The sequence below is a fragment of the Stieleria sedimenti genome (assembly GCF_025060895.1).
GTDB classification, from domain to species: Bacteria; Planctomycetota; Planctomycetia; order Pirellulales; family Pirellulaceae; genus Stieleria; species Stieleria sedimenti.
The window spans coordinates 1-18,399 of sequence record NZ_JANZKV010000285.1; the positions used below are offsets into that span (position 1 = coordinate 1).

General features: G+C 60.0%; 13 protein-coding genes. 11 read left to right on the forward strand and 2 right to left on the reverse strand.

The annotated features are described in order from the left end of the window. Positions 1–122: 122 nt before the first annotated feature. The gene (locus tag NZK35_RS30225; protein ID WP_259636262.1) at positions 123–1,283 is read right to left on the reverse strand and encodes a hypothetical protein; all 1,161 of its coding nucleotides are present in this window, start codon (positions 1,281–1,283) and stop codon (positions 123–125) included. Positions 1,284–1,472: 189 nt separating this feature from the next. On the opposite strand from NZK35_RS30225, the gene NZK35_RS30230 reads away from it, so the two are divergent. The 7 genes from NZK35_RS30230 (at position 1,473) to NZK35_RS30260 (ending at position 12,858) form a co-directional block, all read left to right on the forward strand. Further along, entirely contained in the window at positions 1,473–2,825 is a 1,353-nt protein-coding gene (locus tag NZK35_RS30230) for a putative sugar nucleotidyl transferase (RefSeq protein WP_259636263.1), read from the forward strand. A gap of 458 nt (positions 2,826–3,283) precedes the next feature. Beyond that, the gene (locus NZK35_RS30235; RefSeq protein WP_259636264.1) at positions 3,284–4,042 is read left to right on the forward strand and encodes an NIPSNAP family protein; all 759 of its coding nucleotides are present in this window, start codon (positions 3,284–3,286) and stop codon (positions 4,040–4,042) included. 223 nt (positions 4,043–4,265) lie between these two features. Then, positions 4,266–6,959, forward strand: coding sequence for a TolC family protein (locus tag NZK35_RS30240; RefSeq protein WP_259636265.1), 2,694 nt, complete (start codon positions 4,266–4,268; stop codon positions 6,957–6,959). A gap of 381 nt (positions 6,960–7,340) precedes the next feature. Next, entirely contained in the window at positions 7,341–8,855 is a 1,515-nt protein-coding gene (locus NZK35_RS30245; RefSeq protein ID WP_259636266.1) for an efflux RND transporter periplasmic adaptor subunit, read from the forward strand. Next, the gene (locus tag NZK35_RS30250) at positions 8,848–10,218 is read left to right on the forward strand and encodes an efflux RND transporter periplasmic adaptor subunit (protein WP_259636267.1); all 1,371 of its coding nucleotides are present in this window, start codon (positions 8,848–8,850) and stop codon (positions 10,216–10,218) included. Before NZK35_RS30245 ends, NZK35_RS30250 begins: the two co-directional genes overlap by 8 nt. Next, on the forward strand, positions 10,215–11,525 hold the full coding sequence (locus NZK35_RS30255) for an ABC transporter permease (protein ID WP_259636268.1): 1,311 nt from the start codon (positions 10,215–10,217) through the stop codon (positions 11,523–11,525). Before NZK35_RS30250 ends, NZK35_RS30255 begins: the two co-directional genes overlap by 4 nt. A 172-nt stretch (positions 11,526–11,697) precedes the next feature. Next, positions 11,698–12,858 carry an FG-GAP repeat domain-containing protein gene (locus tag NZK35_RS30260; RefSeq protein WP_259636269.1) on the forward strand — a complete coding sequence of 387 codons (1,161 nt, stop codon included), beginning with the start codon at positions 11,698–11,700 and terminating at the stop codon, positions 12,856–12,858. A gap of 130 nt (positions 12,859–12,988) precedes the next feature. On the opposite strand, the gene lipA is transcribed toward NZK35_RS30260, so the two are convergent. Further along, positions 12,989–13,909: a lipoyl synthase gene (gene lipA / locus NZK35_RS30265; protein ID WP_259636270.1), complete on the reverse strand. Its 921-nt coding sequence runs from the start codon at positions 13,907–13,909 to the stop codon at positions 12,989–12,991. Between the two features lie 116 nt (positions 13,910–14,025). Between lipA and smpB the strand changes: the two genes are divergently transcribed. The 4 genes from smpB to NZK35_RS30285 all read left to right on the forward strand — a co-directional run bounded on the left by smpB (position 14,026) and on the right by NZK35_RS30285 (position 18,317). Beyond that, complete coding sequence (gene smpB / locus NZK35_RS30270) at positions 14,026–14,535, forward strand: SsrA-binding protein SmpB (protein WP_259636271.1); 510 nt, start codon at positions 14,026–14,028, stop codon at positions 14,533–14,535. 158 nt (positions 14,536–14,693) lie between these two features. After that, a complete protein-coding gene (locus tag NZK35_RS30275; RefSeq protein ID WP_259636272.1) occupies positions 14,694–15,398 on the forward strand; it encodes an ABC transporter ATP-binding protein in 705 nt (234 codons plus the stop codon). Between the two features lie 81 nt (positions 15,399–15,479). Next, positions 15,480–16,844: an ABC transporter permease gene (locus tag NZK35_RS30280; RefSeq protein WP_259636273.1), complete on the forward strand. Its 1,365-nt coding sequence runs from the start codon at positions 15,480–15,482 to the stop codon at positions 16,842–16,844. A 99-nt stretch (positions 16,845–16,943) separates the two neighbouring features. After that, the gene (locus NZK35_RS30285; protein WP_259636274.1) at positions 16,944–18,317 is read left to right on the forward strand and encodes a TCR/Tet family MFS transporter; all 1,374 of its coding nucleotides are present in this window, start codon (positions 16,944–16,946) and stop codon (positions 18,315–18,317) included. Positions 18,318–18,399 lie beyond the last annotated feature (82 nt).

The following is an 18,399-nucleotide window of genomic DNA, read 5'->3' on the forward strand; positions in this document are numbered from 1 at the left end:
TATTGGGCTTTAGCCGCCTGCTGTCGCTGCGTCGCAGCGACCGGGAATCGCCTCAAGGCTAAACACCAACGGTTGCTGAACCCTTTTCCGCGGCGCCCTGAGTAGAAAAAGTTGACGAAGCGCTAGCGATTGGCGTGTGCCCGCCGCCGCGCGGTTTCCGATTCGAACCCCAAGCTGTAGGGGCGATAGACCAGGATCGGATCGGCGACCAATGCCCCGAAACCTCGCGTGCGAGGATCGATCCCCTCGCGATGCAACGCCAGGGCCAGCGCGACGTCACGCACCTGGGTTCGGTGAGTCGTCTTGGGCGGCACCATCGATCGCCAAACGTGACTGACCCGCGTGTCGACTGAAAAGCTCGCGATCCAGCTGTCAATTTCCGCTGCCGCAAAGTTTAGCTTCGACGCGGCCAACAGTGCCGTCACGATCCGCGACGGCGATTCGGTCGGATCGTTTAACACCCGCCGGCAATCCGATTCGACCGCCTGATCGCAATCGTAACGCAAGCCGATCACCAACCGGTCACGCAAATCGATCGGCGCGTCGGCCAAAAAACTGCCGACGAGTCGCGACAGAACGCGGCGCTCGTGATCACGCAGAGCCTCGGGGCCGCTGCCGGGATTGCTCAAGTGTGCGACCAGTCGTAGCGTCGCCCCGTCGGCCGGCTTCAGGTTGCGGCCCGAAGCCAACGAAAGCACGACCGACCACGACGCAATGTCGTGTCGGTCGAGCGTCTCGATCTCTGCGTAGCGATTCGCATCGATCGCTACTCCCGCCAGCAAACGCCCGATCTCGGGGCGATCTTGGACGGCCGCGGCGAAAATCAATCGGGCGTCGTGACCGCCACCGGCGGAATCACGAAACTGTTCCCATCCGGTCAGCTCGCGACCGTCGAACGAAGCGTCGTAGAGAAAACGCTCCAGCAGGATCTCTCGCTCCCGCATTTCCAGACGACTCAACAAACGCTGCTTGGAAAGATAAAGCTCCAAGTCCGGGGGCGGGAACGGATTGGCGCGAAGCAGGGCTTTGATTTGTTCTGCCAAGGCCTCGCTGTGAACCGCCATCTCGATCAGTCGCGTCTCCGATCGCCTACGCGTGGAAAATGAATCGGCGGCCAACCCCGCGACCAGTGCTTCTAATTCAACCAGTGCGATGACCCGGGCGGCTGATCCCGATGGTTCTGCCAGCGGCGACGCCGGCACTTGCGAATGAACCCGATCGCCGATCAACGCCGAGAACGTGAAGGCGAAGAGCCAAAAGAAACGGACATCGGGTCGGCACATCGGCGATCATGAAAACAGTTGGTTGTTTGCAAGGTAAGAAACCTTAGCCCGTCCCGATGGCGATTCTGATCTTGCAGCTGGATCATTGGCTCAATTCCTCATCGGAAGACGGCACGGGTTCGGGTACACTGCGCGACCGCTACAACCCGAACGTCCTATCGACTAACTCGATTGCCAATTCACCGCACCATGAAACTGATCTGTTTCGAAGACGAATCTGTCAACCGGCTGCAGCCGATCACCCTCGCGCGGCCCGCTTATGCGATCACGTGTGCGAGCTATCAGTTGGTGGATTGGTTGAAGCTGTTGCCCGGCGAACTGACGGTTTCGATTCGCAACTACTTGGCGCCGATTCAATTGTTGGAATCGAATCTTTCCGCTCCCTCGTGGGACACGGTCCGGGGCGAAGAGATTCTGCTGGTCAACGCGCGATTGGTCCCGCGCGTCGACACCCTGACGGCCCTCAAGTCACTCTGTGCGGCCACCGTTGCCGGTGTGGTCCGCTGCGATCGGACCGGCGCGATCTTGGCCGCCCGTCTGACGGCGAAGGAATCGTCGATGCTCGATTCGCTGCCGCCGAACCCGGCCGACAAGGTGGAGGAGCCTGCTTCGCCGTTTCAGAAAGCGGCTCGCAAAGCCGTCGGAGACCTGGAGAACCGTAGTGATAGCGGCGTGGTCAAGCCGTTGTTGGAACTCGCCGCTGATCTGCCCACCGATTCACTTCCGATCAGCCCGGACGACCTGCCGGCATTCGGTTGGCCCCACGAAGTCGTCGCCTGGCACATGACGGAGATGCCGACGGCCATGCAATGGCGACTGGCACGCGGTGGATACACCGAAACGGCAGACGGTGTGTTCGTCGCCGACGGTGTCTCGATCGGACAGTATGCCGCCGTCGATACCAGCGACGGGCCGATCCTGTTGGACGAGAACGTCAAAGTCGGTCCCTTTTGTTTGTTGTCCGGACCGGTTTATGCCGGACCCGGGACACGTATCATCGAACACGCGGCGCTCAAGGATGGTGTTGCCCTCGGTCACACCGTGAAAATCGGTGGTGAAGTGGAAGCCTCGGTCATCGAGCCATACACGAACAAGCAGCACCACGGGTTTCTCGGTCACAGCTATTTAGGAAGCTGGATCAACCTGGGCGCCGGGACGTGCAACAGTGACCTCAAAAACACGTACGGCAAAATTAATATCGAGTACGGGAACGAAAAGATCCCCTCCGGCATGCAGTTCCTCGGCTGCATCATGGGCGACTACAGCAAGACCGCGATCAATACCAGCATCTTTACCGGAAAGGTCATCGGCGTGTGCAGCATGCTGTACGGGTTCGCGACGTCAAACGTTCCCAGCTTTGTCAACTATGCCCGACTGTTCGGGCAGCAATCGTTGCTGCCGGCCGAGGTCATGGTCAACACCCAGCAGCGCATGTTCTCGCGTCGAAATGTCGAACAGCGGGAATGCGATATCCAGCTGATTCATGACATGTACAAGTTGACGATCGCCGAACGCGATCGCGCCGATCACGACGGGTTCTAGAGACCGAACGGGCAACGGTGGTGCGTTTGCATGCAAACGTCTCCCCGGGGACATCTCCCCGGGGCCAGACCCCGGGGTGAATGGGGAAGGTGAATGGGGAGAGACCCCGGGGTGAATACGGGGTGAATGAAGACGGGACCGAAATGGGGGGCAGCGCCGTCGAGGGGTGCTGACGGCGGTGCGACCCCGTTCGGGGTCGTGTGGTGTGGCATTTCTCGGGTCCGGCGGTGTTCGCTTCGCTCGACCGCCGGCTACGTTGCTAGCATCCCATTCGGGATGCGGGCTCTGATGGGGACAGACCCTGCAGCGGCACGGACCCGGCTACGTTGCTCGGGGGGGCTCTGATGGGGACAGACCCCGCAGCGGCAGCGGTCCGGCAGGGGCGTCGGCGACCGGCAGCGATTGATCTGGTATTCTTGGTCCCCCGTCCTGTCCGTTTCCCCCTCCTGGATCACACCATGATGTTCTCTCGATTGATGATGTTTGCCCTCGCGTTCGGTTGGCTTGCCGCCGCACTGATCGTGACACCCGACGCACACGCCGACGTTTATGAACTGCGGATTTATAAGACAGCCGAAGGCAAGCTCGATGCGCTCAACGCTCGCTTCCGCGACCACACGATGCGGCTGTTCAAGAAGCACGGTATCGAATCGATCGGTTACTGGGTTCCCACCGACGAAGAGGCCTCCAAGGACACGCTGATCTACGTGATCAAGCACGCCAGTCGTGAAGCCGCCGCCGAGTCTTGGCAAGCGTTCATCGCCGATCCGGAGTGGAAGAAAGCCGCTGCGGAATCCGGCGTCGGACGATTGGCCAAGCCGCCGGAATCGATCTACATGGAGGCAACGGACTACTCGCCCGAATATGAAAACGCCCAAGGCGATGAAGACGACGTCTTCGAGTTGCGGATCTACAAAGCCCGCGAGGGCACCCTCGGCAAACTCGATGCACGGTTCCGAGATCACACCATCGACCTGTTTGCCAAGCATGGCATCAAATCCGTCGCCTATTGGCATCCGACCGACGAGCCCGATTCGAACGACACGTTGATCTACATCATCGAGCACGAGAGCGCGGACGCGGCCAAGCAATCCTGGAAGGCCTTCGGATCGGACCCGGCGTGGAAAAAAGCCGCCCGCGAATCCGGTGTCGGTGGCTTGGCCAAAAAGCCCGAATCGATCTACATGAAGTCGACGGATTACTCGCCGATCCAATAAGCCGCGTCGCGATGCACGATCCGATCCTGCCCGGGAAAGTCCTGCTCTGCAACTGCAGGAGACGCACGGAAATTCCTCAGGATTAACGGCTTTGACGATAAACCCGCTCAAGATGATCGCACCGGGGCTTCGATATGCCAGTTAGGAGGCTCCAGGTGGACCCGGGTGGTGCTGAATCGGACTCCAGCGATGTGCCTCCGGACGAGTCACACGGTCGGGGACAATGCGAGATCCCACTTGCAAACACGCGAATCGAGCCCCGATCTTATTGCTAGCGTGCATCGTCACGTTCGGCAATCTCAGCGTCGGTTGCAGCCGCTCCAAGTACCGTTTGGCGGCTGACCAGGAAGCGTACAACGCGATCGCCCAGCGCAACGGCGACCCGCGTTGGAGCACGGTGAAGTACGACATCGAGCCGGATCCGCGGAGCCGCTACGCCGACGTCTACGATCCGGACTGTCCACCGATCCCGATCGACGATCCAGCCTCGCAGCAGTACATGCGATGCGTCGACGGCAAAAAAGGTTGGCAGCATTGGCACGACGGCGGGATCCGCGCCGGGCTGGAGAATCCCGCTTGGCTGGCGTTGCTGGGCGAGTACGTCGAACTCGCTGACGACGGCGCGGTCATGCTGGACATCGATTCCGCACTGCGTCTGGCCTACGTCCATTCGCCGAATCATCAATCGCAGCTCGAGACACTCTACTTGTCGTCGTTGGACGTCACCCGCGAGCGATTCGAATTGGACACCCAATTCTTTGGCGGATATGACATCGGCTACAGCCACAACGGTGTGATCACTCCTGCGCGACTGGCGCACGACGGGAGCCGCTGGGTGATTGCTCCACCCCAGGCAGGCGTGCAAAGCAACGTGCTGGCGATCGGCACGACCGGACAGCGGCGTGCGTTGGAAACCCGCCGGCAATTCGCGACCGCGGGAACCCTGCTGACCGGTTTTGCCAACTCCTTCGTTTTTGAATTCACCGGGCCGGACGCCGGGCTTTCCGCCTCGCTGTTGAACTTCACGTTTCTGCAGCCCCTGTTGCGCGGTGCCGGCCGCGACATCGGGCTCGAAGGCCTGACGCAAGTCGAGCGGACGTTGTTGGCCAATCTGCGATCCTATGCGCAATTTCGCCAGGGCTTTTACACGCAAGTTGCCATCGGTGAATTGGGCGTCGTCGGTCCGCAGCGAAACGGGCGCGGCACCAGCCTGCAGGTGTTCGGCGGCCAGGCACAGCTCGGTGGTTACGTCGGTTTGTTGCGACAGTTGCAACAAATCCGCAACGCCGAAGACAACTTGAATTTGCAAATCCGAACGCTCGCCCAGTTGGAAGCGTTGCTCGTCGCGGGGCTGATCGATCTGGTCCAAGTCGACCAATTCCGTCAGAACGTCGAACGCGATCGGGCCAGTTTGCTGCAAAGCCGAAACGATTTTCTGAGATCACTTGACCAATACAAAGCCTTCACGCTCGGATTGCCACCCGACTTGCCGGTCGATTTGAATGACGATCTGATCCACCAATTTCAACTGGTCGATCGCGCGGCGACCGCCATTCAAGACACCATCGCCGAACTTCAAACGCGGCCGAGCGAACTGGGCCAGAACCCCGATCCGGCAGCCATCGAATCGCTCCGTGGTGACGTCTATGAACTCGTCCAACCGCTTCGCCAAAACCTGGGCAACGTGGCCGACGATTTAACGTTGACCAAGGATTCGATCCCGCTTCGCCGCCGCGCCATGGATGAGGCGGCCAAGGAAGCTTTCGACCGCGAGATCGCCGAACTGGACACCGGCTACGCCGACTTGCTGGTCCAGCTGGAACGCATCGAAGTCGAAGTGGAACGGATGAAAGCAGGCTTGCCGCGGCTGCCCGATCCGGACGAACTCTCGCTCCGCCTGGATGATGAGGAAGATGACGCAGCGTCCGTCGCGGATGGGCCCGACAGCGACTCACCCGACAGCGACTCACCCGACAGCGATGCAACGATCGCCGAGTTGGTCGATTCGTCAGCGGACGCGACCAGCGAGATCGACCGCACCGTGATCCTGCTTCGCAAGATGCTGCGGCTGATCCAAGGCTCCATCCTCGTCCAAGCACGGGCCCGATTGGAAGCGGTCAGCGTCGACACGATCGCCTTGGAGACCGAGCAAGCGTTTCAGATCGCGCTTCAAAATCGTTTGGACTTCATGAACGGGCGGGCGGCCTTGGTCGACGACTGGCGGCAGATTCAAATTGCCGCCGACGCGTTACAGTCGGTGTTGGATTTCAGCGCCAGCGGATCGGTCCGGACCGATCGCAACAATCCGCTCAGCTTTCGTGGTTCGACCGGCAGCGCCGCGGTCGGCCTGCGTTTCGACGCGCCACTGACGCGTCTGTTGGAACGCAATCAGTATCGTGAATCGCTGATCAACTACCAGCGCAGCCGCCGCGCGTTGATTCAATCGCACGACTCGTTGCATTTAGGGCTACGTGTTCTGCTCCGCGAGATCGAGCAGTTGCGGACCAACCTGGAAATCCAGCGTCGCGCCGTTGCGATCGCCATTCGCCGCGTCGACGTGACCGGATCGGCGCTTTACGCTCCGGTCCCGCCACCGCAACCCGGCCAGCGTTCGGCGCCGTTCGGACCCACCGCGGCGATCAACCTGTTGTCGGCCCAGTCGGCGCTGCGCGATACCCAGAATTCGTTCTTGACGGCGTGGCTGAGCTACTACGCGGCGAAGCTACGCCTGGCGCGGGAATTGGGCGTGATGGAACTGGATCTGGAAGGCCGCAGAGTCGCATCGCCGCTGCCCGGCGAAGTCCCCCGGTTGGAATTCGACACGACGGAACTTGAACCGTTGCCACCGCCGATCAGTCAAGCGCTGATCGATGCGGCACAGCTTCCCACAGAAGGTCTGATCGAAGCGGTCGAGTGAGCCCGGTGCAGCGGCGATGGACGTCCGGGCCACGACCTGGCGGGCCAGATGCCCATCCCACGTCTGCAGGAAACCGGGGGATCGTTTGCGTTTTTGCAAATCCCAGCGGCTTTTTGTCCACGTTTCTTTTTGGTTGATGGTCTTATCAGGCCTCGAATCGGTTTACGATAGGTACCCCTTTCGCGCATCGCTCGCCACCCGAACGGCTGACGCTGTGAAGCATTTTCCCCCTGTGTTTCTTGAGGTTTTAGCGGCAGGGCGCGAGCCCTCCGGTTCTTCCTCTTTGCCAAAACACCGGAGGGCTCGCGCCCTACCGCTAAAAAATGCTTCACAGCGTTACCCGAACGGGGCCTGTCTCCCTCCGGCACCAGAATCCTCCCGATGATGTCGCTCGACTCCCCTCCAGCCCGCCGCGCGTCGTCGCCCGAACCGGTTGACGGCGACGCGACGGGATCGTTGCTCACCACCGCAACCGAGCCGACGCGACAAAAACGCTGGATGTTGCGGATCATTCTGCTCCTCTCCTTGCTGGGCATTCTGATCGGTGGAACGGTTGTCTTGCCGGGGCTGCCCCTCACGCCGGTCGACGGCCCGCACTTGACCCACACCGTCTCGCGCAGCGACTTGGTCGTCTCGGTCACCGAGCAAGGCACGCTCGAAAGCAGCAACAACACGGAAATCAAATGCCAGATCCGGGGCTTCAGCACGATCATTTGGGTCGTCGAAGGCGGCACGGTCGTCCAGCCCGGTGACGAGCTGGTGCGTTTGGACACCAAACGCATCGAGGACGCGATCGGAAAACACACGACCGACGCGCACATGGCCCGAGCCACCTATGAGCGGACCAAGGCCGATGTGGCCAAGGCCGAAATCGCGATCGATGCGTATCTGGAAGGATCCTACAAGACGCAGCGCCAGGGGCTGCAGCAGCAATTAAAAATCGCGCAGTCCAACTTGGAAACCGCGCAGAAAATGCTCGGCCACAGCGAAGACATGTTTCGACGCGGTTACGTCAGCGAGTTGGAAGTGGAGGGTAACCGGTTCACGGTCAAGCAGGCCGAGTTGGAATTGGGGGTTCGCGAAACCGCGGTCATGGTGCTCGATAAGTACACCAAGGAGATGCAACTGGAAACACTCCAAGGTCAACTCCGGGCGCAAAAATCCAAGTTGCTTGCCGACGAAGCCGGGTTGGCGATGGATGAAGGACGTCGCGACCGGGCGATCCGAGAGTTGGACGAATGCGTGATCACCGCCGGGCGAACGGGATTGGTGATTTACCCTCCCTCGGAACAATGGAAAGAGACACCGGACATCGCCGAAGGCAAGACGGTTCGCAAGGATCAGGTGTTGTTGTTGATGCCCGATCTGACGCAAATGCAGGTCAAGGTGGCCATCCACGAATCGCTGATCGATCGCATTGAGAAAGGGTTGTCGGCGACGGTCAGTCTGCCCGAACTGACTGTCGAAGGAACCGTCAAATCGGTCGCCACCGTCGCCGCGCCCGCCGGGTGGTGGACGGGCAACGTCGTCAAGTACGACACGATCGTTGACCTGCCGTCGGTGGCGGGGCTCAAGCCGGGCATGACGGCCGAAGTCGAAGTCATCATGGCAACGCACCAGGATGTGCTGACCGTTCCCGTTTCCTCGGTGGTCGAAACCGAAGACGAATCCCTGTGTTGGGTTCAGACTCCGACCGGATTCCAGCGTCGTGTCGTGATGCTAGGCGACAGCAATGAAGTGTTCATCATCGTCCTGTCGGGATTAAACGAAGGCGACGAGGTGGTGCTCAATCCGCTGCAATTCGTCGACGAAGCAGAGGGCGAGGCACGGCAAAGCTTTGACGACAAGGAGCCCGGCGAAGACCGGATGCCCGTCCAAGGAGATCCGCATGTCTAAGTGGATCACACGCGGCATCTTTACCGTGCTGTTTCTTGCGATTCTCGGCACCGCCGGCAGCCTGATGATCTCGGCGTCATCGACCCAAGACAGCGGCCCCAAGCTGACACACACCGTGTCCCGCGGGGACATGCAGGTCACGGTGACCGAACAAGGCGTTCTGGAAAGTTCCGAAAACACCGAAATCAAATGCAAAGTCCGCGGCCAAAACACGGTCATTTGGGTGATCGAAAACGGCACGCAAGTCAAACAGGGCGACGTGCTGGTGCGGTTGGACACGCTGGAGATCGAAGACGCCATCAACGAACGGACCAAGTACGCCCACTGGTCCCAGAGCGGTGCCGAATACTCCAAAGCCGAGGTGGCCCGCGCGACTCTCGCGATCAACGAGTATCTCGAAGGACGCTATGTTTCGGAGTTGTTGACGCTTGAGAAAGACCTGGCCGTCGCGGAGTCCAATCTGCGGACGGCGAAGAACATGTTGGCGCACTCCAAACGCATGTCCGAACGAGGCTACGTGAGCGAATTGGATGTCGAACAAAAAGAATTCTCATTGACCCAAGCGGAGTTGAACTTAAACGCCACGAAGACACGCATCGAAGTGTTGAAAACGTATACCAAACAGATGGAACTGGAAACGCTCAACGGCAATTTGAAATCGATCAAGGCGACACACGCGGCCAACGTCGAACGTGCCGTCCTGGATGCCAACCGACGCGATCAAGCACTCGAAGAATTCGAGCACTGCGTCGTCAAAGCGGAGAAAGATGGTCTGGTGATCTATCCCTCGGCGGCCGCTTGGAAAAATTCTCCTGACATCGCCGAAGGCGCAACGGTGCACAAAGACCAAGTCCTGATGCTGATGCCCAACTTGTCCAAGATGCAAGTCAAAATCGGCATCCATGAATCTGTCGTCGACCGCATCGAGCCCGGCATGCACGCCACGGTGAGTTTGCCCGAACTGGCGATGGACGCAACCGTTTATTCGATCGCTTCGGTGGCGCAGCCGACGGGTTGGTGGACCGGCAACATCGTCAAGTATGACTGCATCATCCAGTTGCCATCGATCGAAGGGCTGAAGCCGGGCATGAGTGCGGAAGTCGAAGTCGTGATGGCGGACTACCAAGACGTGCTGACCGTCCCCGTCTCGGCCGTTCTCGAGACCGAAACCGAAACACTGTGCTGGGTGATGGTCAACGGCGAACCGCAGCGCCGCGAGATCACGCTCGGCGACAGCAACGATGTCTTCATCATCGTCCAAGGCGGACTCCGCGAAGGCGAGGAAGTCGTGCTCAATCCGTTGTCGTTTGTCGACCAGGCTCAACAGGCCGCACTCCGCACGATCGACGAGACGAAGCCATGAATGCCCTGTTGCGCACGATCACGACCGGCGTCAAAAGTCTGCTGCTGCAGAAAATGCGCGCCGCCTTGGCGGCGCTGGGGATCTTCATCGGAACCACCACGGTGATCTGGTTGGTCGCGATGGGCGAAGGGGTCAGCCATCGCGCCCAAGAGCAAATCCTGGAACTGGGTGCCAAGAACATCATCGTCCGATCGGTCGAACCGAATTCTTCTCAAGACAACGCGAACAGCCGGGTCAAGAAATTTGGCCTGCTGAGAAAAGACCACGAGCGAATCGTCGCCACCATTCCAGGGATCCGTGACGCGATTCCGATGCGCGAAACCAGAATGGAACTGCGGGTGGAAAACCGTTCGGCCGACAGCAAACTGGTCGGCTGCAGCGAAGAACACCTGCAGATGAACCAACTGGAAATCGCCAGGGGACGGTGGCTGACCCCGCGTGATCGCGGCAAGAAAGTCGTCGTGCTGGCCGACCAGACCGCGACGCGTTTGTTTCGGCACCAAAACCCGCTGGGCAAATCGATTTGGGTCGGCAGCGAGTTTTACATCGTGATCGGCCAAACCAAACCGCGGACGGCCTCGGCGGCAATCGGCGGAAGCTTGGATGCCCGCGACTACAACTTGGACGCCTACATCCCGCTGCAGACGTTTCGCGACCGCATCGGCGATCGGGTCTTGACCCGCAGCTCGGGACAACAGTTTACCGGTGAGATCGTCGAGCTGAGTCAGATCACGGTCAGCGTCGATGATGTCGACAACGTGGACGAAACGGCGGCGATCATCGAATCGCTGCTCAAGAAGTTTCACAAGACCGAAGACTACGCGGTGGTCGTCCCCAAAGAGTTGCTGGCCCAAGCCGCACGGACCCGCGCGATGTTCAATATCCTGTTGGTGATCATCGCCGGAATCTCGCTGCTGGTCGGCGGCATCGGGATCATGAATATCATGTTGGCCACGGTGACCGAGCGGACACGCGAGATCGGAATTCGGCGCGCGATCGGCGCCAAACGCCGGGACATCATTCAACAATTCTTGACCGAGACATTGGTGCTGACCGGTACCGGCGGATTGTTGGGCGTCTTGTGCGGGCTGATGTGCGGCCCGCTGTTTCGCGGCATTCGCGCCGCGGTGACCGCGATTTCTCCCGATGCCTTGCCGCCGATCATTTATACGCTCGAACCAAGGATCGCCCCCTGGTCGATCGGATTATCGTTGTTCATCTCGCTGGGAACAGGTCTGATTTTTGGGCTCTATCCCGCCCGCCGAGCCGCCATGATGAACCCGATCGAAGCGTTGCGACACGAGTGATGCTCGAGAACGAAGCCCAGCGTGATCGAGTCTGGAAGGAAGCCCTAAAATGCCGGGTGCAGCCAAACCATTCGCACGAAACGTTCGCTTGAATCATCTCTCTTCCATTTTTTGACCAACCCCTTTGTTGACCAACTTTTTCTTGCACAACAGCGCACACGAGATGACACCCATGCCCCCATTCATTCCGCCACTTCTCGCGACCTTACTTGTCACCACCACGACAACGCTCTCGTTCGCCGCGGATCTCGGCCCTTGGAAGAAGCACGTGGTCACCGAGCAGGGGCATTGCAACACCGCGATCGCGATCGACGTCAGCGGCGACGGTTTGCTGGACGTGATCGCCAGTACCAACGGCAAGGTCAGTCTGTTCATCGCGCCGGGATGGGAACAAGAAATCGTGCTTCATCGATTCGACGGTCGCGGCGCGTGCATTCACTCCGCTCCCATCGATGCCGACGGGGACGGTGACTTGGACTGGGCGGGCACGCTCGCCAACGCCCATCCGTTTTGGCTGGAAAACCCCGGCCCAGCGACGGCGACACGAGGTCCATGGACGGCCCGGCCGATCGACAACGCGATCACCGGGATTCATTGTCTGCTTCGATCGGACATCGACAACGACGGTCGTGACGACTTGGTGATCAATAACTTTGAACCGGAAAAAGGACTCGCTGATTCGATGGCCTGGTTCAGTCGTCCCGAAAACCCCAAGACCGCAGCGTCATGGGTGCGGCATGTCTTTGCCGACGGTGACGCGCGCGGCGGCAGCCATTACATGGGTGCCGGTGACATCGATGGCGACGGCTGGAAAGAAATCGCGGTCGGTGCGAAAGGCAAACCGTTCGCCGACGGCAATTGGTTTGCGTTTTGGAAGCACCCGGGCGGTAAACAGATCGATGCCCCTTGGGAGAAAACCGTGTTGGCCGAAAACCAAACCGCCGCGACCAACATTCTGCCGGCTGATGTCAACGGCGATGGCAAAGTCGATTGGGTGGCGTCACGCGGACACGGAGTGGGCGTGCTGTGGTTTGAGAATCCCGGCTGGAAGATTCACGACATCGATACCGAGATCGAGTTTCCGCACAGTCTGACGGTCGCGGATTTCGATCAAGACGGCGACGCGGACGTCGCGACCTGCGGCTACGGCAGCGAGCGCGTGATGTGGTATGAAAACGACGGACTCGGAAATTTTGCCCAGCACACCGTCGACACCGGCCAGCAGAGTTACGACCTGCGATCGGTCGACATGGACGGCGATGGCGACGATGATCTGCTCAACGCCGGACGCGGCAGCAACAACGTGGTTTGGTACGAGAACCCGCTGAAGTGAGACGGAGGTCGGCTGGGAGAATAGATTGGGTAAGAAAATTTCGGAGGTAAGAAAATGAAGAACCTGCCAAGCCCTAATCTTCTTACCTCCAAAATATTCTTACCCACCGAAGCCCTGCACCTGTTTGAATCTAGACGTCCGTTTCGGCCATGTCACGGGCGTGATAGCTGCTGCGGACGAAGGGGCCGCTGGCGACCTTTTTGAATCCCATGCTCTTGGCGATCTCGCCCAGTTCTTCGAACTCCTCCGGCGGCACGTAACGCACCACGGGTAGGTATTTTTCGCCGGGTTGCAAGTATTGACCGAGCGTCAAGAAGTCGACGTCATATTCGCGCAGATCGGCCAGGGCGTCTAACAGTTCGCCGCGTTCTTCGCCCAGTCCCAGCATCAAGCCGCTCTTGGTTTTGACATCGGCGTCGTATTCTTTGGCCTTCCGCATCATGCCCAGCGTCCAGCGGTAATCGCTCTTGGGGCCACGCACGCGGCGGTACAGTCGCGGAACCGTTTCCATGTTGTGGTTGAACACGGTCGGCTTGGCTCGGATGACGCGTTCCAAGGCGTCTTTGCAGGCGACGAAGTCCGGCGTCAGGACCTCGGTCGTCGCACCACATCGCTCGCGGACGGCGACGACGCAGCGATAAAAGTGGTCGGCTCCTCCGTCGGGGAGGTCATCCCGCGTGACGCTGGTGATGACGACATGTTTCAGCCCCAGACGGGCGGCGGCTTCGGCGACGCGATCGGGTTCGTCCGATTCGGGCAATTCCGGCGGACGTCCCCGGTGGACCGCACAAAATCCACACGGCCGCGTGCAGACGTTGCCGAGGATCATGAAGGTCGCGGTTTGTTGGCTGTAACACTCCATCCGGTTGGGGCATTTGGCGTTGTCGCAAACCGTTTCCAGCTTCAACTCTTCCAACAGCCCCTCGGTCAGATGGTTCGCGTTGCTCTTGGGGATGGGACGCTTGAGCCAACGGGGCAAGCGGCCGCTGCCGCTGAGTGCGGTCCCGGCGGGAATTTCAGGATCTGCGACGACGGGTAATCGAAAGGCCATGGACGGACGGGGGGAGAGACGCGTGGACGAAGTGAACCCTTTCGGGGCTGGTATTGTAGTGAGTCTGTCTGAAGGGCAATGGCTATCGTCTCGAGTCCGGATACAATCCCCCCACCATGGCCAAGAAAAAATCAAAAAAGAAAGGCGGAGCGGCAAACAAGAAATCCGACTCGGGCTTCACGATGGTCTCGGAAAACCGCAAAGCCCGCCATCGCTACGAGATTTTGGACTCGATCGAGTGTGGATTGATGCTGATGGGCAGCGAAGTCAAATCGATGCGGGAGGGCAAATTGTCGCTCGACGAAGCCCACATCCGCGTCAAAGATCGCGAACTGTGGCTGATCGGCGCGGACATCGCCCATTACAACAACGCCGGGATGTGGAACCACGACCCGCGCCGCCCCCGGAAATTGCTGATCCACGCCCGCGAGTTCGACAAGTTTGCCGGCCGGGCCCACGAGCGGGGTCTGACGTTGATCCCGTTGCGCGTTTACTTCAACGATCGGGGCTTGGCCAAATGTGTGATGGGGCTGGTCAAGGGCAAGAAACTTCACGACAAACGAGAGACACTCAAAAAACGAGACTCCGACCGCGGGTTGCAGCGAGCGATGCGCGGACGGGGCTGACCGTGGGGTAAGCTTCCAGCTTGACACCCTGGGAGAGGCTTTCAGCCTGACAATTCAGCTGCTGCATGGCAAGCTGGAAGCTTACCCCACTGCTGCATGGCAAGCTGGAAGCTTACCCCACTGCTGCATCACTCGATCCTCCTGACACCGATCCGACCGTGACTGAACCAACCACTTCAAACACATCCGATGTGCTGAAGATCTCCGATGTGATCAAGACGTTTGACCAGCCCGGTGGTGGCAAGCTGACGGTGCTGGACATCCCTGATCTGACGATTCGTGCCGGCGAGCAAATGGCGCTGATCGGACAGAGCGGCGGCGGCAAGACCACGCTGTTGCATCTCATCGCCGGATTGCTGACGCCCGATTCGGGCAGCATTCGCGTTGCCGGCATCGAGTTGACCAAGCTGTCCGAACAGGGCCGTGATCGATGTCGGGCCGCGACCGTCGGCTATGTCTTCCAGACCTTCAATTTGTTGCCCGCCTTCTCCGCGATCGAAAACATTCAGTTGGGAATGGCGTTCGGCAACCGTGCGATCGACACCCATCGCGCCTACGATTTGTTAGGCAAAGTCGGCTTGGCCGATCGAGCGACCTACCGCCCGAATCAACTCTCCGTCGGCCAGCAACAGCGGGTGGCGATTGCACGGGCGTTGGCCGGGAAACCGAAGTTGTTGTTGGCCGACGAACCGACCGCCAACGTCGATCCGGCCAGCAGCGACACGGTGTTGGACTTGATCATCGGTTCCTGTCGTGATGAGAACATCGCGTTGATGATGGTCACGCACTCGATGGAGGTGACCAAGCGGTTTGAACGAGTGGAACACTTGGACAAGCTCAACCGCATTTTTGAAACGATCTAATTGCTGCCGCTGAATGACCCACCTCCATCGCTCAGCTGATCCATCCGAATCACACTTTGCCATTCCCCATAGAACTTGACCATGTGGCTGCTCCGAATTGCTTGGCGAAACTTCTGCTATCGATCGCTTTCAAGTGTCTTGACGACGATCTCGTTGGCCCTCGGTGTGGCGTTGGTGGTGATGGTGCTGGCGGTGTTTGGGATCGTGACCGAAGCGTTTTCGCGCAACGCACAGGTCGGATACAACCTGGTCGTCGGACCCAAAGGCAGCGCGCTGCAGCTGACGCTCAACAGCGTTTACTACCTGAGCCAGCCGATCGAAAACCTGCCGTACACCGAATACATGGAGTACTTTGACGCTGACACGCGGGCCGCAATGGTTCGCAAGTACGGCGGCGACCCGGCGCTCGGTGAGCGTGACGGAGTTTATGTGCCGATGATCGGTGGCGGTTATGCCATCCCGTTGGCGCTGGGCGATTACCTGGGCGATTTTCGTGTCGTCGGGACCACGCCGGACTTCTTTGAAAAACTGCGGCACGGGCCGACGCTGGAAGAACCCTTTGTGATGCGCGAGGGTCGCGCGCTGGTGTCCCACTCCGAGGAATACGGGTACTTCGAAGCCGTGCTCGGATCTCGCGTCGCGGGGCAGTTGAACTTGTCCGTCGGTGATCAGTTCAGTTCGACGCATGGCGATCCCGAAGGCAAGGGGCACGGCAAGAAGTTCACGGTCGTCGGAGTGTTGGCGCCGACCGGTACGCCCAACGATCGCGCGACGTTTGTGAACATGGAAGGGTTCTATCTGCAAGAAAATCACGCCAAGCCACTGACCGGGGAGGAGACGATCGTCCCGCCCAGCGAAGCGCCGGAGGATCCCGACGGGTTCATGCCGTTGACGATTCCGGAACGTGAAGTCACCTCGATTCTGGTCCGCACCGGGATGCCGATGATGGGCGTGGTGCTGGAGAATCAAGTCAACGAGAGTCTGCGGAGTCAGGCGGCCGCACCGGTCGGCGAAATCGCCAAGCTGATGAACGCCATCATCGGCCCCCTGCTGACGGCACTGTTGGTGATCACCCTGATCACCTGTGTGGTGGCGGCGGTCGGCGTCCTGGTGGCGATCTACAACTCGATGAACGATCGGCGCCGCGACATCGCGGTGATGCGGGCCTTGGGGGCACGTCGCGGGACGGTGACCGGGGTGATCTTGTTGGAAAGTTTTTTGGTCGCGGTGATCGGCGCGACGACCGGATGGTTCTTGGCGCACGCCTCGATCTGGGCGTTTAGCGGCCTGATCGAGGACCGGACGGGGGTTCAGGTCGGGATACTAACGACCAGCGCCTATGAGTGGTACATTTTCCCGCTCGTTCTGATTCTGGCCGCGCTGGCGGGGATCCTGCCCGCGGCGAGTGCCTATCGGACCGATGTCGGTACGAATCTCGCCGCGTAGCGGCGGCGCAGCAATTAGCATGCGTGGCCGAGTTGATCGCCGCCGGCCGGACCGATCGGCCGTGCGACGACAGTCTGACCATCCTCCCCTAAAAACTCCATGAATCAGCCAGAGCCGAACGAAACGTCCGGCGACGATGCGATCGCTTCCGACCCCGCCACCACCCCGCCATCTTCACCCCCGCCCCAAGACGGCGGATCGGTTGACCCGCCCAAACGGCGCCAGCCCGGGATGCTGTTCATCTGGGTGACGTTGTTCATCGACATCTTGGGGATCGGAATCGTGATCCCCGTGTTGCCCGCGCTGGTCCAGGAGCTGTCGGGATTAGATGAGTCCGGCGCGTCGCTGTATTACGGACTGATTGTGGCCTCCTACGCAACGATGCAGTTTTTCTTCGCGCCGATCCTGGGCGGTCTTTCGGATCGATTCGGACGGCGGCCGATTCTGTTGGTGGCGCTGTTCGGCCTGGGGGTCGACTTCATGATTCAAGGCTTCGCCAACAGTTTGTGGCTGTTGTTTCTGGCCCGATTGATCTCGGGCGTTTTCGGCGCCAGCTTCACCGTCGGCAACGCCTACATCGCCGACATCTCCAACGATGACACGCGGGCCCGCAACTTTGGGCTCGTCGGTGCAGCGTTCGGACTGGGGTTCACGTTTGGGCCACCGCTCGGCGGTGTGCTCGGCGACGCGATCGACATTCGCGTTCCCTTCTTTGTCACCGCGGGCCTGGCGTTGGTGAACTGGCTGTATGGATACTTCATCTTGCCGGAGTCGTTGCCGCCGGAGAAACGCAGGGCGTTTTCACTGAAGAACGCGCGTCCGCTGGGTGCCGTCGGAACGCTGCGACGCTATCCCCTGGTCGCCGCGTTGGCGGTTGTGTTTTTGCTCAAGGCGTTTGCCCAACGTGGGTTGGAAAATGTGTTCGTCCTGTTTTCCGAATTTCGCTTCGACTGGACCGCGATGACGGTCGGTGTGTTCTTGGGCTGGGTGGGGATTTTGGCGATCATCGTGCAGGGCGGATTGGTGCGTCCGATCGTCAAACGATTCGGCGAACGCAACGTCTTGCTGATCGCGACGGTGATCTCCGCGGTCTCGTTCTTGGGCTACGCCTTTGCCAGTGCCGCTTGGATGCTGCCGGTGATCGCGGCGGTCGGCGCGCTGGGCGGATTGGCCGGGCCGACCATTCAAAGCTTGATCACCAAGACGGTCGATGAAACCGAACAGGGCGAAGTCCAAGGGGCGCTGACGTCGCTGCAAGGATTGACCAGCATCGCGGCGCCGATCGTGTTCACCAGCGGACTGTTCGGCTATTTCACCAGCGAAGGTGCGCCGTTCCAGTTTGCCGGCGCCCCGTTCTTGCTGGGCGGCATTTTGATTTTTGTCGCCTTCTTGTTGGCGATCGCCGTGTTCCGCAAGTACCCCGAAACCGTGAACCGAGACACCCCGGACGCGGTGCAGGACAAAGCGGTCTGACGCCGCTTCGGGAGCCGGGTCCGTTTCCGCTTTTTCACAGTCGTCGGTTCGTGCCGTCCACGTTCGCAACTCGGAGCCGTTT

Coding starts and splice junctions, on each gene's coding strand:
- NZK35_RS30225 (WP_259636262.1), bottom strand. CDS start 1,283: ATGTGCCGACCCGATGTCCGTTTCTTTTGGCTCTTCGCCTTCACGTTC.
- NZK35_RS30230 (WP_259636263.1), top strand. CDS start 1,473: ATGAAACTGATCTGTTTCGAAGACGAATCTGTCAACCGGCTGCAGCCG.
- NZK35_RS30235 (WP_259636264.1), top strand. CDS start 3,284: ATGATGTTCTCTCGATTGATGATGTTTGCCCTCGCGTTCGGTTGGCTT.
- NZK35_RS30240 (WP_259636265.1), top strand. CDS start 4,266: ATGCGAGATCCCACTTGCAAACACGCGAATCGAGCCCCGATCTTATTG.
- NZK35_RS30245 (WP_259636266.1), top strand. CDS start 7,341: ATGATGTCGCTCGACTCCCCTCCAGCCCGCCGCGCGTCGTCGCCCGAA.
- NZK35_RS30250 (WP_259636267.1), top strand. CDS start 8,848: ATGTCTAAGTGGATCACACGCGGCATCTTTACCGTGCTGTTTCTTGCG.
- NZK35_RS30255 (WP_259636268.1), top strand. CDS start 10,215: ATGAATGCCCTGTTGCGCACGATCACGACCGGCGTCAAAAGTCTGCTG.
- NZK35_RS30260 (WP_259636269.1), top strand. CDS start 11,698: ATGCCCCCATTCATTCCGCCACTTCTCGCGACCTTACTTGTCACCACC.
- lipA (WP_259636270.1), bottom strand. CDS start 13,909: ATGGCCTTTCGATTACCCGTCGTCGCAGATCCTGAAATTCCCGCCGGG.
- smpB (WP_259636271.1), top strand. CDS start 14,026: ATGGCCAAGAAAAAATCAAAAAAGAAAGGCGGAGCGGCAAACAAGAAA.
- NZK35_RS30280 (WP_259636273.1), top strand. CDS start 15,480: ATGTGGCTGCTCCGAATTGCTTGGCGAAACTTCTGCTATCGATCGCTT.
- NZK35_RS30285 (WP_259636274.1), top strand. CDS start 16,944: ATGAATCAGCCAGAGCCGAACGAAACGTCCGGCGACGATGCGATCGCT.